Origin of the sequence: Kytococcus sp. HMSC28H12 (assembly GCF_001816045.1) — a bacterium.
GTDB lineage: Bacteria > Actinomycetota > Actinomycetes > Actinomycetales > Dermatophilaceae > Kytococcus > Kytococcus schroeteri.
On sequence record NZ_KV824670.1, the window covers coordinates 1 to 13,924 of the forward strand.

10 protein-coding genes, 1 tRNA gene, 1 pseudogene and 1 riboswitch are annotated in these 13,924 nt (G+C 74.2%); of the genes and pseudogenes, 5 read left to right on the top strand and 7 right to left on the bottom strand.

The window, feature by feature from the left end:
* Window positions 1-625: ERAP1-like C-terminal domain-containing protein (locus tag HMPREF3099_RS10785; RefSeq protein ID WP_202816759.1), on the top strand; the 625-nt coding region annotated here is incomplete at its 5' end.
* 53 nt (window positions 626-678) lie between these two features.
* Here the strand turns inward: HMPREF3099_RS10785 and HMPREF3099_RS10790 are convergent.
* The 4 genes from HMPREF3099_RS10790 to HMPREF3099_RS10805 all read right to left on the bottom strand — a co-directional run bounded on the left by HMPREF3099_RS10790 (window position 679) and on the right by HMPREF3099_RS10805 (window position 7,327).
* Complete coding sequence (locus tag HMPREF3099_RS10790; RefSeq protein ID WP_070706016.1) at window positions 679-1,458, bottom strand: methylenetetrahydrofolate reductase; 780 nt, start codon at window positions 1,456-1,458, stop codon at window positions 679-681.
* 56 nt (window positions 1,459-1,514) lie between these two features.
* Window positions 1,515-5,234, bottom strand: a complete 3,720-nt coding sequence (gene metH / locus HMPREF3099_RS10795; RefSeq protein ID WP_083323723.1) for a methionine synthase — start codon at window positions 5,232-5,234, stop codon at window positions 1,515-1,517.
* Entirely contained in the window at window positions 5,231-6,415 is a 1,185-nt protein-coding gene (metB, locus tag HMPREF3099_RS10800) for a cystathionine gamma-synthase (protein ID WP_070706018.1), read from the bottom strand. Before metB ends, metH begins: the two co-directional genes overlap by 4 nt.
* Before the next feature lie 97 nt (window positions 6,416-6,512).
* Window positions 6,513-6,631: riboswitch (SAM riboswitch) on the bottom strand.
* A 192-nt stretch (window positions 6,632-6,823) separates the two neighbouring features.
* Complete coding sequence (locus HMPREF3099_RS10805; RefSeq protein WP_070706020.1) at window positions 6,824-7,327, bottom strand: YajQ family cyclic di-GMP-binding protein; 504 nt, start codon at window positions 7,325-7,327, stop codon at window positions 6,824-6,826.
* Window positions 7,328-7,419: 92 nt separating this feature from the next.
* Here HMPREF3099_RS10805 and HMPREF3099_RS10810 point away from each other — a divergent pair.
* A tRNA-Tyr gene (locus HMPREF3099_RS10810) sits at window positions 7,420-7,502 on the top strand.
* Between the two features lie 80 nt (window positions 7,503-7,582).
* Here HMPREF3099_RS10810 and HMPREF3099_RS10815 read toward each other — a convergent pair.
* Entirely contained in the window at window positions 7,583-8,344 is a 762-nt protein-coding gene (locus HMPREF3099_RS10815) for a YoaK family protein (protein ID WP_237769844.1), read from the bottom strand.
* 115 nt (window positions 8,345-8,459) lie between these two features.
* On the opposite strand from HMPREF3099_RS10815, the gene rocD reads away from it, so the two are divergent.
* Entirely contained in the window at window positions 8,460-9,713 is a 1,254-nt protein-coding gene (gene rocD, locus HMPREF3099_RS10820) for an ornithine--oxo-acid transaminase (RefSeq protein WP_070706022.1), read from the top strand.
* 96 nt (window positions 9,714-9,809) lie between these two features.
* Window positions 9,810-10,625 (top strand): sulfite exporter TauE/SafE family protein, encoded by an 816-nt coding sequence (locus tag HMPREF3099_RS10825; protein WP_237769845.1) that lies wholly within the window; start codon window positions 9,810-9,812, stop codon window positions 10,623-10,625.
* A gap of 4 nt (window positions 10,626-10,629) precedes the next feature.
* Here HMPREF3099_RS10825 and HMPREF3099_RS10830 read toward each other — a convergent pair whose 3' ends face one another.
* Both HMPREF3099_RS10830 and HMPREF3099_RS10835 read right to left on the bottom strand, forming a co-directional pair.
* Window positions 10,630-12,648, bottom strand: a complete 2,019-nt coding sequence (locus HMPREF3099_RS10830; RefSeq protein WP_083323725.1) for an acyl-CoA dehydrogenase family protein — start codon at window positions 12,646-12,648, stop codon at window positions 10,630-10,632.
* Window positions 12,645-13,328 (bottom strand): TetR/AcrR family transcriptional regulator, encoded by a 684-nt coding sequence (locus HMPREF3099_RS10835; RefSeq protein WP_070706032.1) that lies wholly within the window; start codon window positions 13,326-13,328, stop codon window positions 12,645-12,647. The genes HMPREF3099_RS10830 and HMPREF3099_RS10835 overlap by 4 nt, the downstream gene beginning before the upstream one ends.
* A 136-nt stretch (window positions 13,329-13,464) precedes the next feature.
* Here HMPREF3099_RS10835 and HMPREF3099_RS10840 point away from each other — a divergent pair.
* Window positions 13,465-13,924: pseudogene (locus tag HMPREF3099_RS10840) on the top strand (acetyl-CoA C-acyltransferase); the annotation flags it as partial.

A 13,924-nucleotide genomic window follows, 5' to 3' on the forward strand; every position in this document is an offset into this window, starting at 1 on the left:
CACCGCCGAGCCGGCCACCTCCGCCGCCTGGCTCGGCGCGCGCGTGGTGGCGGTCTGCTCCACCGACGCCGAGGAGGTGCGCCGCTGGGCCCGGGGCCAGGCCCTGCCCGAGGGCCTGGAGGCCGACCACGAGTTCCGCTGGTTCGCCGTCAAGCGCCTGGCCCAGCTGGGGGCGCTGGACGGTGAGGTGGAGCTCATGGAGGGCCACGACGGTTCGCTGACGGGGCGTCTCTCGGCGCTCACCGCCCGCGCCGCCGAGCCGACGCCCGAGGCCAAGCAGTGGGCCTGGGAGCAGCTGGCCGGTCGGGACTCCGGCCGCAGCAACTACGAGCGCAACCACCTGGCGCAGGGCTTCTGGTCCTCCGGCGACGACGCCCTGCTCGAGCCCTACGTGGAGCGCTACCTCACGGACGTGCCGGCGCTGTCCGGCGTCCTCGGCGAGGACGCGCTGGCCCGGGTGGCGCAGCTGGCCTTCCCGCTGCCGGTGGCCACGCAGCGCACCGCCGACGCGGTGGACCGCGTGGTGGCCAGCGGGCTGCTCTCGGCCGCGGTGCGTCGCAGCATGGTCGACCAGCGCTCCGTGCTCGGCGAGGTGCTGGCCAGCCGGGAGCGCTTCGGCGGCTGAGGCAGGGGCCGCCGGGGCCGGGGACCGATCCCCCCGGCCCCGGGTGCCCGTGGTCAGGCGGCGGCGGGCACCCGCAGCCCGGCGAGGTACTCCGCCGGGGCGGTGCGCACCGGCATCAGGTAGGCGTTGTCGCCCCACTCGGTGGCCAGGTCGATGGTCCGCTGGGCGAACTCCCGCTGGGCCTGGAGCTCCATCCGGAAGTCGCGGGGGAAGGCCACGAGGTTGCGGCGCCGCCAGTAGCCCAGCGCGGCCAGCGTGGTCACCGTCGTGGCACCCCACCACACCTCCACCTCGTCCGGCAGCACCCGCCGCCAGGAGCGCAGGTGGTCGACGTCGAAGAAGGGCTGGGTGAACACGCCCGAGGCGCCGGCCACCAGCTTGCGCTCCACCTGCCGCAGCTCGGCGCTCATGCCGGTGCGGTAGGGGTCGAGGGCGGCGTAGACCCGCACCCCGGGCAGCTCCTGACGGAAGCGGCGGATCACGTCCACGGCGTCCACCGGGTAGGTGTGCTGGCTGAAGTAGTCGGCGTCGTCGCCGCTGACCACCAGCACCTCGGTGATGCCGGCGGCGCGGAACTCGGCCGCCATCGGCAGCGGGGCGTCGGGGTCCACGTCGCAGGCGCGCACGTGGGGGATCACGCCGTAGGGGCTGCCGTCGGGGCGGCGCGTGGCCTCCCGCACCTTGCGGCAGCCCACCCACGGGCGCAGGTCGAACTTCACGAGGTCGGGGACGTTGATGGTGTCGGCCCAGGGCGCCACCTCGGACAGGCTGGCGGCCTCGGTGAGCAGCGACTCCTCGCTGCGGGGGACGAGCTCGACGGAGATGCGGGTCATGGGGTCCTCCCGGGGATGTGCGGGTGGTCGGTGGGGTGGGTGGTCGCGGGGGTGCGTCAGCGCAGCAGCGGCGCCAGGTGGGTGCGGGCCTCCTCGGTGCCCCACCCCTTGCGGCGCGCGTAGTCCGCCAGCTGCTCGTCGTCGATGCGGCCGATGGAGAAGTACTGCGCGTCCGGGTGCGCCAGGTAGAGGCCGCTCACGGCACTCACGGGTGTCACGGCGCAGTGCTCGGTGAGCCGCAGCCCCACCCCCTCGGCCCCGAGGAGGCGCCACAGGGTGCGCTTCTCGGTGTGGTCCGGCTGGGCCGGGTAGCCGGGCGCGGGGCGGATGCCGGTGTAGCGCTCGCGGATGAGGTCCGGCACGGGCAGGTCCTCGTCGGGGGCGTACCCCCACAGCCGGGTGCGCACCTCGCGGTGGGCCCACTCGGCGAAGGCCTCGGCCAGCCGGTCGGCCAGCACCTGCACCATGATCGCGCCGTAGTCGTCCTGCTCGGCGCGCAGCGCGGCGGCCAGCTCCTCGGCCCCGTGCACGCCCACGGCGAAGCCGCCCAGGTGGTCGTCGGCGGGGGCCACGAAGTCCGCCAGCGAGGCGTACCCGCCGGAGCCGCGGTGCTTCTGCTGGCGCAGCCCGTGGAAGGTGGCCGGCGCTCCGTCCGTCCCGCCGACCCCGTCCGGGGCCCCGGGCACGCGGGGGTCCACCACCACGTCCTGCCCGTCGGCGCCGCGGTGCGCGGGCCACAGGCCCACCACGCCGCGGGCGGTGAGCAGCCCCTCGTCCACGATGCGCCGCAGCCACGCCTGCCCGTCGGCGAAGGTGGTGCGGGCCTGCTCGCCCACTCGCGGGTCCTGCAGGATGCGCGGGTAGCTGCCGCGCAGCTCCCAGGCGCTGAAGAAGGGCGTCCAGTCCACCACCTCGGCCAGCTCGGCGACGGTCGGCTCGAGGCGGTGCACGCCCAGGTGCGCGGGGGCGGGCGAGGGCTCGGTGACCGCCCGGGTGTCGGCGCAGGCCTCGCCCCACGGCACCAGCCGCACCTCCTTGCGCCCGTAGCGCTCCCGCAGCCCGGCGTGGGTGGCGGCGGTGCGCTCGGCCAGGTCCGCCGGGCGGTGCAGCGCCTCGTTGACCACCGGCACGGCGCGCGAGGCGTCGGTGACGTGCACGACGGTGCCGGAGTACGCCGGGTCGATCTTCACCGCGGTGTGCGCCGCGGAGGTGGTGGCCCCGCCCACGAGCAGCGGCGTGGCCAGCCCGCGTCGCTCCATCTCGGCGGCCAGGGACACCATCTCGTCGAGGCTGGGGGTGATGAGCCCGGAGACGCCGATGACGTCCGCCCCGGTCTCGGCGGCCCGGTCCAGCAGCTGCTCGGCCGGCACCATGACGCCCAGGTCCTCCACCTCGTAGCCGTTGCACGAGAGCACCACGCCCACGATGTTCTTGCCGATGTCGTGCACGTCGCCCTTGACGGTGGCCATGAGCACCCGTCCCTTGGCGTGCCCGCCGGTGTCCTGCGCGGCGGCCTCCAGGTAGGGGGTCAGGTGGGCCACGGCGCGCTTCATGACGCGCGCGGACTTCACCACCTGCGGCAGGAACATGCGCCCGCTGCCGAACAGGTCGCCCACCATGTCCATGCCGGCCATGAGCGGCCCCTCGATGACGGCCAGCGGCGAGCCCAGCTCGAGGCGCGCCTCCTCGGCGTCTTCCTCGGCGAACTCCGCGATGCCGTGCACCAGTGAGTGCCGCAGCCGCTCGGCCACCGGCTCGGCGCGCCACGCGGCTTCCTGCGCGGGGGCCTTCTCGCCGGACTCGTGGCGGTACGACCCGGCCAGCTCCAGCAGCCGCTCGGTGGCGTCATCGCGGCGGGCCAGCACCACGTCCTCCACGGCCTCGCGCAGGGGCGGGTCGATCTCCTCGTAGACCCCCAGCATCCCGGCGTTGACGATGCCCATGTCCAGCCCGGCGGCCACGGCGTGGAAGAGGAAGACAGAGTGCATCGCCTCGCGGACCACGTTGTTGCCGCGGAACGAGAAGGACACGTTGGAGATGCCGCCGCTCACCAGGGTGCCGGGCAGGTTCTGCTTGATCCACCGGGTGGCCTCGATGAAGTCCAGCGCGTACCGGTCGTGCTCGGGCATGCCGGTGGCCACGGTGAGCACGTTGGGGTCGAACACGATGTCCTGCGGCCGCCACCCGGCGCCCACCAGCAGGTCGTGGGCGCGCTGGCAGACCTCGATGCGGCGCTCGAAGGTATCGGCCTGGCCCTGCTCGTCGAAGGCCATCACCACGGCGGCCGCGCCGTGGCGGCGCACCACCTCGGCCCGCTCCAGGAAGGCCTCCTCGCCGTCCTTGAGCGAGAGCGAGTTCACGATCCCGCGGCCCTGCAGGCACTCCAGGCCCGCCTCGAGCACCTCCCACCGGCTGGAGTCCAGCATGACCGGCACGCGGGCCACGTCGGGCTCGGCGGCCAGCAGGTTGAGGAAGTGCACCATCGTGGCGGGGCCGTCGGTCATGCCCTCGTCCACGTTGACGTCCACCAGCTGGGCGCCGTTCTCCACCTGCTGCCGGGCGATGGAGACTGCGGCGTCCCAGTCGCCCTCGGCCACCGCGCGGGCGAACCTCGGCGAGCCGGTGATGTTGGTGCGCTCGCCGATGTTCACGAAGTTCGTCTCGTCGGTGAGCACGAACGGCTCCAGCCCGCTGGCGCGCAGCCGGGGCTCGGGCTCGGCGGGCACGCGCGGGGCGTGGCCGGCCACCGCCTCGGCGATGGCGCGCACGTGCTCCGGGGTGGTTCCGCAGCACCCGCCCACGATGTTGAGCACCCCCTCGGCAGCCAGGTCGCCGAGCACGGCGGCCATGTGCTCGGGCGTCTCCTCGTACTCCCCGAAGGCGTTGGGCAGGCCGGCGTTCGGGTGCGTCGAGAGAAGCGCCGGGGTGGCGGCGGAGAGCTCGCGCAGGTGGGGGCGCAGCGCCTCGGCGCCCAGGGCGCAGTTGAGGCCCAGGCTGAGCAGGTCGGCGTGCTCGGTGCTGATGGCGAAGGCGGTGGGCGTCTGGCCCGAGAGCGTGCGGCCCGAGGCGTCGGTGACGGTGCCCGAGAGCATCACCGGGATGCGGCGGCCGGTCTCGCGCTCCACGTCGCCCACGGCGTGCAGGGCGGCCTTGGCGTTGAGCGTGTCGAAGACGGTCTCCACCAGCACCAGGTCGGCGCCGCCGCGCACCAGGGCGGCCACCTGCTCGCGGTAGGCGGCGCGCAGGGTGGCGTGCGTGACGGTGCGCAGCTCGGGGCGTTCGACGTCCGGGGAGAGCGAGGCGGTGCGGTTGGTGGGCCCCACCGCACCGGCCACCCAGCGGGGACGTCCGTCGGCGGCCTGCACCGCGTCGGCCACCTGCCGGGCGGTGCGGGCGGCGGCCTCGTTGAGGGCGGCCACCAGGTGCTCGCAGCCGTACTCGGCCTGCCCGATGGCGGTGGAGCTGAAGGTGTTGGTGGTGGTGATGTCCGCGCCGGCCTCCAGGTAGGCGCGGTGCACGCCGGCCACCAGGTCGGGGCGGCCCAGGTTGAGCAGGTCGAAGTTGCCGGCCAGCGCACGGTCGTCGGGCGTGTCGTCGGCGTGGAAGTCGGCCTCGGTGAGCTCCATCCGCTGGAACATCGAGCCCCACGCGCCGTCGAGCACGAGGATGCGCTCGCGGGCGGCGGCGTGCAGCGCCGCGGCCGCGGGGGAGGGGGCGAGGGGCTCGGCGGCGGCGGTGCCGGCGGTGGGTGCGGTGACGAGGGGCGCGGCGCTCATCGACACCCACCCCCGGCCCGCTCGAGCCCTGCGGCGACGTCGGCGGCTAGGTCGGCCGGGTCCTCCAGACCCACCGAGAGGCGCAGCAGCCCCTCGCCGATCCCGGCCACCTCGCGCGCCTCGGGCGTCATCGAGGCGTGGGTCATGGTGGGCGGGTGCGCCACGAGCGACTCGGTGCCGCCGAGGGACTCCGCGAGGGTGAAGCACTGCAGCCCGTCGAGGAAGCGCGCCACCGCCTCGCGCCCGCCGGCCAGCTCCAGGCTCACCATCGCCCCGAAGCCCTGCTGCTGGCGAGCGGCCACCGCGTGACCGGGGTGGTCGGGCAGGCCCGGGTGGTGCACCGCGGCCACGGCCGGGTGGCCCACCAGGGCGTCCAGCACGGCGGCGGTCCCCTCGGCGTGGGCGCGCAGGCGGGTGGGCAGCGTGCGCAGGCCGCGGAGGGTCAGGTAGCTGTCGAAGGGCGCGCCGGTGATGCCCAGCACGTTGGACCAGTACGCCAGCTGCTCGGCCAGCTCGTCGGTGCCGGCCACCACCGCGCCGCCCACCACGTCGGAGTGGCCGTTGAGGTACTTGGTGGTGGAGTGCACCACCAGGTCGGCGCCGAGCTCCAGCGGCTGCTGCCACAGCGGGGTGCAGAAGGTGTTGTCCGCGGCCACCAGGGCCCCGGCGCGGTGTGCGGCGTCGGCCACGGCGCGCACGTCGGTGACGCGCAGCAGCGGGTTCGAGGGCGTCTCCACCCACACCAGGGCGGCGCCGGGGGCGAGGGCCTCGGCCAGGGCGGCGGCATCGGACTGGTCCACGGCCACCACCTCGAGCACGCCCCGGCGGTGCAGCTCGTCGAACAGCCGCCAGGTGCCGCCGTAGGCGTCGTGCGGGATCACCACGCGCTGGCCGGGCCGGGCGAAGCCGGTGGCCACCAGGGTGACGGCAGCCATGCCGGTGCAGGTCACCGCGGCGCCGGCGCCCCCCTCGAGGGTGGTGAGCGCCTCGGCGAGCAGGTCGCGGGTGGGATTGCCCGAGCGGGTGTAGTCGTACCGGCGCGGCCGGCCGAGGCCCTCGAAGGCGGAGTTGCTCGAGAGGTGCAGCGGGGGGATCACCGCGCCGTGCGCCGGGTCGGTGTCGATGCCGGTGCGCAGCGCGCGGGTGGTGCGGGAGAGGGAGGTGCGGGTGAGCGTGCTCATGCTGGGGCCTTCCTCAGGGGTCCGGCACCGCGGTGACCATCTCTCGGGGTGCGACGGTGTGCCGGAGGAAGACCCGCGGGGAGGAGCTCGCCCGTCGGTCCCATCTTCCGGCGAGCCGAGGCTCCCCGCAGGAGGTGGCACCGTTCCTCGTGGTCGCCCACGAGGCGGTTGCCCCGGCGTCATCGGTCCTGATCCCTCAGCCGGTCGTGATGGATGTGCGCAGCACGGTACAACACGTCCGGCGCCCGCCCACGCGCTCGGGGTGCAGGGTGGCGGGTGTCACGTCCGGCCGGGGTCAGGGCACCGGGTCCGGGTACCGGGTCCGGGTACGCGCGAGGGCGGGCCCACCGTGGTGGACCCGCCCTCGCGCGGGGGACGCCGGGCCCGCGAGGCCCGCGTCGTGCCGCGTCAGCGGTAGTTGGTGAAGGTCAGCGCGGCGTCGATGTCGTCGTTGGCCTTGAGCGCGCGCTGCACGGCCTGAAGGTCGTCGCGGCTCTTGGAGCTCACGCGCACCTCGTCGCCCTGGATGACGGCCTTGACGCTCTTGCCGAACTCGTCGCGGATCTGCTTGGAGATCTTCTTGGCGACCTCCTGGCTCAGGCCCTCCTTGAGCACCCCCTCCAGGCGGTACTCCTTGCCGGACGGCTTGGGCTCGGCGTCGTCGCCGAAGTCCACGGACTTCAGGCTCACCCCGCGCTTGACCAGCTTGGTCTGCAGCACGTCGAGCACGGCCAGGCAGCGCTCGGCGGTGTTGGCGCGCAGGGTCAGGGCGTCGCCCTTGAGCACCACCTCGGCGCCCACGTTGCGGAAGTCGTAGCGGGTGCCGATCTCCTTGGCGGCCTGGTTGACGGCGTTGTCCACCTCCTGGCGGTCGACCTTGCTCACGACGTCGAACGAGGACTCACTGGCCATGGGTGCTCCTGTCATCGAGGGGGTGGAGCCGCCCCGGGGCGGCTCGGTTTGTCCGATCAAGGGTAGGGCGGCTAGTATCCAGCCCGCAGTTTGGCAGGTTGTCCGAGCGGCCAATGGAAGCGGACTGTAAATCCGTCGGCGAAAGCCTACGCAGGTTCGAATCCTGCACCTGCCACGCGCACGACCCCCGAGGAACCGTTCCTCGGGGGTCGTCCCGTACCCGGGCCCCCGCGGATCGAGGGGTGGGCACCCGGCTCAGACGCGGCCGGGCCGGGTGCCGCGCAGGTCGTCCACGATGGGGAACAGGGCCAGCACCAGCAGCAGTGCGGCGGGGACCACCACCGCCCGGTAGCCCACGGCCACCCCGGCCAGCGCCCCGGCCACGCCCCCGAGCACGAAGGCGCCGACCAGGGTGGCGTGCAGCGCCATCCGCTGCCGGTCGGCCCGCACCGGGTCGGGGTCGCCGGGCGGGTTGCGGTAGAGCCACTTGCCCAGCTCGATGCCGAGGTCGGTGACCATCCCGGTGACGTGCGTGGTGCGGATGGTGGCCCCGGTGACCTTGGTGACCAGCGCGTTCTGCAGGCCCATCGTCCAGCAGAGCACCGCCACCGCCGCCCAGCCGTGGCCCCACGCGGTGACGCTGTCGGCGAGCAGCCCCACGAACAGCATCGCCAGGGCCTCCACCACGAGCACCACCGCGAACCGGCTGGCCACCTGCCGGCGGCGCAACGCATTGAACAGCAGGGCGCAGCTGGCCGCACCCACCACGAAGGACGCGATGCCCAGGGCCGCGAGCAGGGCCAGGCGGTGGTCGCCGAGCACCAACTGGTCGGCCAGGGTGGCGGTGAGCCCGGTCATGTGCGAGGTGTAGACCGCCACCGCCAGGAAGCCCACCGAGTTGAGCATGCCCGCGGTGAACGCCAGACCGGCGGCGAGGTGGCGGTTGTCGGCCGCGGTGCGGTCCGGACCGGCCACCCGGCGCAGGTGGGTCACGGCGCGGACGAGGGCTGGGTGCACGGCGCGACCGTAGCAACGCCGTCCCGATCCCTCGCCCTTGTGGCCCGTGTCACGTCGCGGCCCGACGACCCGGGTGGATTGGCCGCGCGAACCTCGCCGGTCGTACCGTGGTGGCATGACCGAGACCGTGAAGACCGTTGACCTTCCCTCCGAGAACAGCTCCACCGACCCCAGCTGGTACATCCAGATGGAGGACGAGCACGCGGCCCACAACTACGGCCCGCTGCCCGTCGTCCTCGCCGAGGGCAAGAACGCCCGGGTCACCGACGTCGCCGGCAAGACCTACATCGACGCCCTGGCTGGCTACTCCGCGCTGAACTTCGGCCACGGCAACGAGGAGCTCATCGCCGCTGCCAAGGAGCAGCTGGACAAGATGACGCTCACCTCCCGCGCCTTCCACTCCGACCGCCTGGGGCCGTTCACCCGCGACCTGGCCGCCCTCACCGGCAAGGACATGGTCCTGCCGATGAACACCGGCGCCGAGGCCGTGGAGACCGCCCTGAAGATCGCCCGCAAGTGGGGCGCCGACGTCAAGGGCGTCGAGAACGGCAAGCAGCACATCATCGTGATGGACGGCAACTTCCACGGCCGCACCACCACCATCATCAGCTTCTCCACCGACGAGGAGGCCCGCGCCGGCTTCGGCCCGTACGCGCCCGGCTTCTCCGTCGTGGAGTACGGCAACGCGCAGGCCGTGCGCGAGGCCATCACCCCGGACACCGTCGCCGTGCTGCTCGAGCCCATCCAGGGCGAGGGCGGCGTCGTGATCCCGCCGGAGGGCTACCTGGCCGAGGTCCGCGAGATCACCCGCGAGAACAACGTGCTCATGATCTGCGACGAGATCCAGTCCGGCCTGGGCCGCACCGGCACCACGCTGGCCTCCCAGTACGAGGGCGTCGAGGCCGACATGTACACCCTGGGCAAGGCCCTGGGCGGCGGCATCGTGCCGGTGTCCGCGGTCGTGGCCAATGAGGACGTCATGGGCGTCATCACCAAGGGCACCCACGGCTCCACCTTCGGTGGCAACCCGCTGGCCTGCGCCGTCGGCCACCAGGTGGTCAAGATGCTGGCCACCGGCGAGCACCAGAAGGCCGCCGCCGAGCGCGGCAAGCAGCTGGCCGAGGGTCTGGAGGCCCTGGTGGGCAAGGGCCTGGTGGCCGTGCGCACCCGCGGCCTGTGGGCCGGTCTGGACATCGACCCCGAGCTGATGACCGGTCGCGAGGCCTGCGAGAAGCTCATGGAGAACGGCGTGCTGGCCAAGGACACCCACGGCTCCACCATCCGCCTGGCCCCGCCGCTGACCGCGACGGCCGAGGACATCGACGCCATCGTCGAGGCCGTGCGCAAGGCCCTGGGCGCCGACGCCTGATCCGGCGCACCCCGTGACGATGGGGGCCGTTCCGCAGCAGCGGAGCGGCCCCCATCGGCGTGTCCGGGGGTCGGGAGGGAGCCCTACCATCGGGACGTGCTGTCCGCGAGCCTGCTGGTCCCCGTCCTCGTCGGCGTCCTCGTGGGGCTGCTCATGGGCTCCCTCGGTGGTGGCGGGGCCATCATCGCCGTCCCGGCGCTCATCTACCTGGTGGGCCAGTCCCCGCTCGAGGCGTCCACCACGTCGCTCGTGGTCGTCGGCCTCACGAGCGTGGTGGGCGTGCTCCAGCACGGGCGCGCCGGGCGCGTCGCCTGGGGTGAGGGAATGGTCTTCGGGCTCCTGGGAGCCGCAGGCGCGGCCGGCGGCTCCGTGGCCTCCCAACGGGTGCCTGAGGCGGTGCTCATGACCGCGTTCGGGCTGCTCCTGCTGTTCGTGGCCCGCACCATGTGGCGCAGGGACCGCTCCGGGGCCCGCCGCGCGGACGCCGATGACCTCGAGGCCGTGCCGCCCCTGCTCACGCTGCGACCGTTCCGCGTGGACCCCTCGCGGGTGCTGCCGGTGCTGCTGGCGGCCAGTGCGGTCGGGTTCCTCACCGGCTTCTTCGGGGTGGGCGGCGGGTTCGCCGTGGTCCCTGCCCTCACGCTCGTGCTCGGCCTGCCGATGCGGCGCGCGGTGGGCACCTCGCTGCTCGTGATGATCCTCAGCGCCACCGTGGCCCTGGGGGTGCGGGCCGGCAGCGGGTTGCAGCTCGACTGGCCGCTGACCCTCACCTTCGCCGGCGTCGCGATGGCGGCGAGCCTCGTCGGCGGCCGCATCGGCCAGGCCGTGCCCGCCCACCGGCTGCAGAGCGCGTTCGCCCTGCTCCTCGTGGCCGTGGCCGTGCTGACCCTGGTGCAGACCGCGCTGGGCTGACCCCTCAGGCGGTGAGGCCGGCGTCGTCCTGCCCGTCGAGCAGGCTGCTGGCCAGCCAGGCGTCCGGGATGCCGAAGGCGTCCACCAGCGCGCCCGCCACCGGCCGCAGCTGCGCGCACAGGGCGTTGACCGTGGCCGTCACGGCCTTGGACTTGGCCCCGCGCAGGTGCTCGTGCTCCAGGAACCAGGCCGCGTTCTCCTCGATGACGCTCAGCGCGTAGAGGTCGCACACCTGGTCCAGCAACGTGGCCAGGTCGGGATCCCGGACGCCCTGCACCACCTCGGCGAAGGCGTCCAGCACCACCCGGTCGATGTGCGCGCGGGCGGCCAGCAGCAGGTGGTCCTGCACGTCGTTGAACGCGGCGAACTGCTCGGCCTCGCTGCCCCGGCGCGACCGGCGCATCCGGGCCGCCGCCGTCTCCAGGGTGTGCTGCTCGCGGTACTGGAAGCACTCCACCTGCCAGGCGCGGTCCATCACCACGTCCTCGATGTCTCGCCGCCGGGCCAGCTCCACCATCCGGTTCACGAAGCCCTTGGCCGCGGTGCGCTCCACCACCACGCCGGAGAACTGCGTGGCCCCGTAGCGCAGCATCCCGGTCATGTTGAGCGAGCCGAGCGCCTTGCCGTAGTTGGTGAGCAGCCCCTTGGCCACCAGCTGCAGCAGCACCGTGTTGTCGCCCTCGAAGGTGGCGAACACGTCCGCGTCGTGGCGACGCTGCGTGATGCCGGAGGTCGCCATGTAGCCCGCCCCGCCGCACGCCTCGCGGCAGGTCTGCAGCACCCGGTTGGCCTCCTCGGTCTGCAGGGCCTTGAGCCCTGCGGCGTGGGACTCCAGGGCGCGCTGGGCCCGCTCGTCGCGCTCCAGCGGGCTGGTCCGCTGCACCGCGTGGAGGGTGTCCACCAGCTCGTTCTGCGCGAACTGCAGCGCGTAGCTGCGGGCGATGGCGGGAAGCAGCCGCCGCTGGTGGGCGCGGTAGTCCAGCAGGGTCACCTCCCCGTCGGGGCCGGCGAACTGCGTGCGCCGGTCGGCGTAGCGGGTGGCGATGGTCAGCGCGGAGCGGGCCGCGGCGCTGGCGCCCCCGCCCACCGAGACCCGGCCCCGGACCAGGGTGCCCAGCATCGTGAAGAAACGGCGCCCGGGGGAGTCGATGGGGGAGGAGTAGCGTCCCGCGGCGTCCACGGCGCCGAACCGGTCCAGCAGGTTCTCCCGGGGCACGCGCACGGAGTCGAAGCGCAGGGTGCCGTTGTCCACGCCCGGCAGCCCGCCCTTGGCCCCGTTGTCGCCGATGGTCACGCCCGGCAGGGGCGCACCGGCCGCGTCGCGGATCGGCACCACGAGGGCGTGGATGCCCCGGTGCGTCGGCTCCTCGGCGTCCACCCCCTCGGGCAGGGAGGAGTCGTCCGGCGTCACCAGCTGGGCGAAGACCACGGCCATGCGCCCGTCGCGGGCGGCGTTGCCGATGTAGGTCTTGGTGGCCGAGCGGGTGGGTGAGTGCACCACGAACTCGCCGGCCGCCGCGTCGTAGGTGGCCGTGGTCTCCAGCGACTGCACGTCCGAGCCGTGGCCCACCTCCGTCATCGCGAAGCAGCCGAGCAGCTCCCCGGCGGAGGCGGCGGGCAGCCACGTGGCGTGCTGGGCGTCGGACCCGAGGTTGGCGATGGCCCCGCCGAACAGCCCGAACTGCACGCCCATCTTCACCGCGAGCGAGAGGTCCAGGGCGGCCACGGTCTCGAAGGCGGCAACGGTGCCGCCGACGTCCGCCGGTCCGGCGTCGGGCCCGGGGGCACGCAGCCCCACCAGGCCCTGCCGCGTGAGCTGCAGCAGGGCGGCGGTGGTGGTGGCGCGCTGCTCCTCGAGGGTGGCCTGCGGGTCCAGCAGGACGTCGGCGGCGTCCACCCCCTCGCGCAGGCGCCGGCGCACGTCGGCCCACGGTCCGTCGAGCAGGGCGCCCAGCGCCGTGCGGAGCTCGTCCGCCGTCGTCGCGGGGCCGTCGTGCACGGGGTCGGGCGCCGGGCGGGTCATCGGGTGGTCTCCGCGGCGAGGGCGTCGAACCGGGCGCCGTAGAGCTCGGCCACCTCCTGCACCAGCTGGGAGCGCGGCGGGCGGTCGTCGCCCCGGGCCACCCAGTCCTCGGCGATGAAGCGGACGCACCCCACGAGCCCGTGGGCCAGGGTGCGGGCGGCCTCGGCGGTGCCGGCGGCGGGCTCGCTGCCGGTGCGGGCGGCGGTGCGCAACAGGTGCTCCAGCACGGGGGTGAGGCGTTCGCCCATCCGGTTGGTCATGCCGGCAACGGGGTCCTCCCCGTCGGTGTCGTTGAGCGGACGGGTCACCACGAAGCGGTAGATCTCCGGGTCGCGCTCCACGAGGGCCAGGTAGGAGTCGGTGACGGCGGCGATGACGGTGCGGGGCGTGGTCTGCGCGGTCTTCTCGCTGGCGCGGGCCAGGTCGCCCCAGATGTTGGCGTCCACGGACTCGATGACGGCGCGCCAGGCGCCGGCGCGGTCGCCCAGGTGGCGGTAGAGCACCGTGCGGGAGGTGCCGGCCTCGGCGGCGATCTCCTCCATGCCGATGCCGGGGCCGTGCTTGCGCAGGGCGCGCAGGGCTGCTTGCGTGAGCTCGGCGCGGCGGCGGGCCCGGTGCGCCTCCCAGCGGGTCGTGCGCCCGTCCACGCGGCGGCCTGCGATCTGCTGCACGGGATCCATGGCCACACTGTAGACCGGATCGACAGTATGTGGAACACTGCGTACCTGTAACTTCGGGGCCGGCTCCACCCGGTGCCACGGCCCCGGACCCCGCCAGACCGAGACGGACCCCGCGGTCCGCACCCAGGAGGGCTCCATGGCCGACCCGCGTTCCCCCCGCCCCCGCAGCGCCCTGGTGGTGGGCGCCAACCGCATCCCCTTCGCCAGGGCCGGCGGCCGCTACGCGCAGGCCTCCAACCAGGACATGCTCACCGCCACCCTGGACGGCCTCGTCGCCCGCCACGGGCTGCAGGGCGAGCGCCTGGGCGAGGTGGCGGCCGGTGCCGTGCTCAAGCACGCCCGCGACTTCAACCTCACGCGTGAGGCCGTCCTCGGCTCCGCGCTGGACGCTCGCACCCCTGCCTACGACCTGCAGCAGGCCTGTGGGACGGGGCTGGAGACCGTCGTCCAGGTGGCCAACAAGATCGCCCTCGGGCAGGTCGAGGCCGGCATCGGGGCCGGGGTCGACACGGCCTCGGACGCGCCGCTGGCCCTCGGTGACGGGCTGCGCCGCGCGCTGCTGGAGGCCTCGCGCGCCAGGTCCGCCCCGGCCCGCC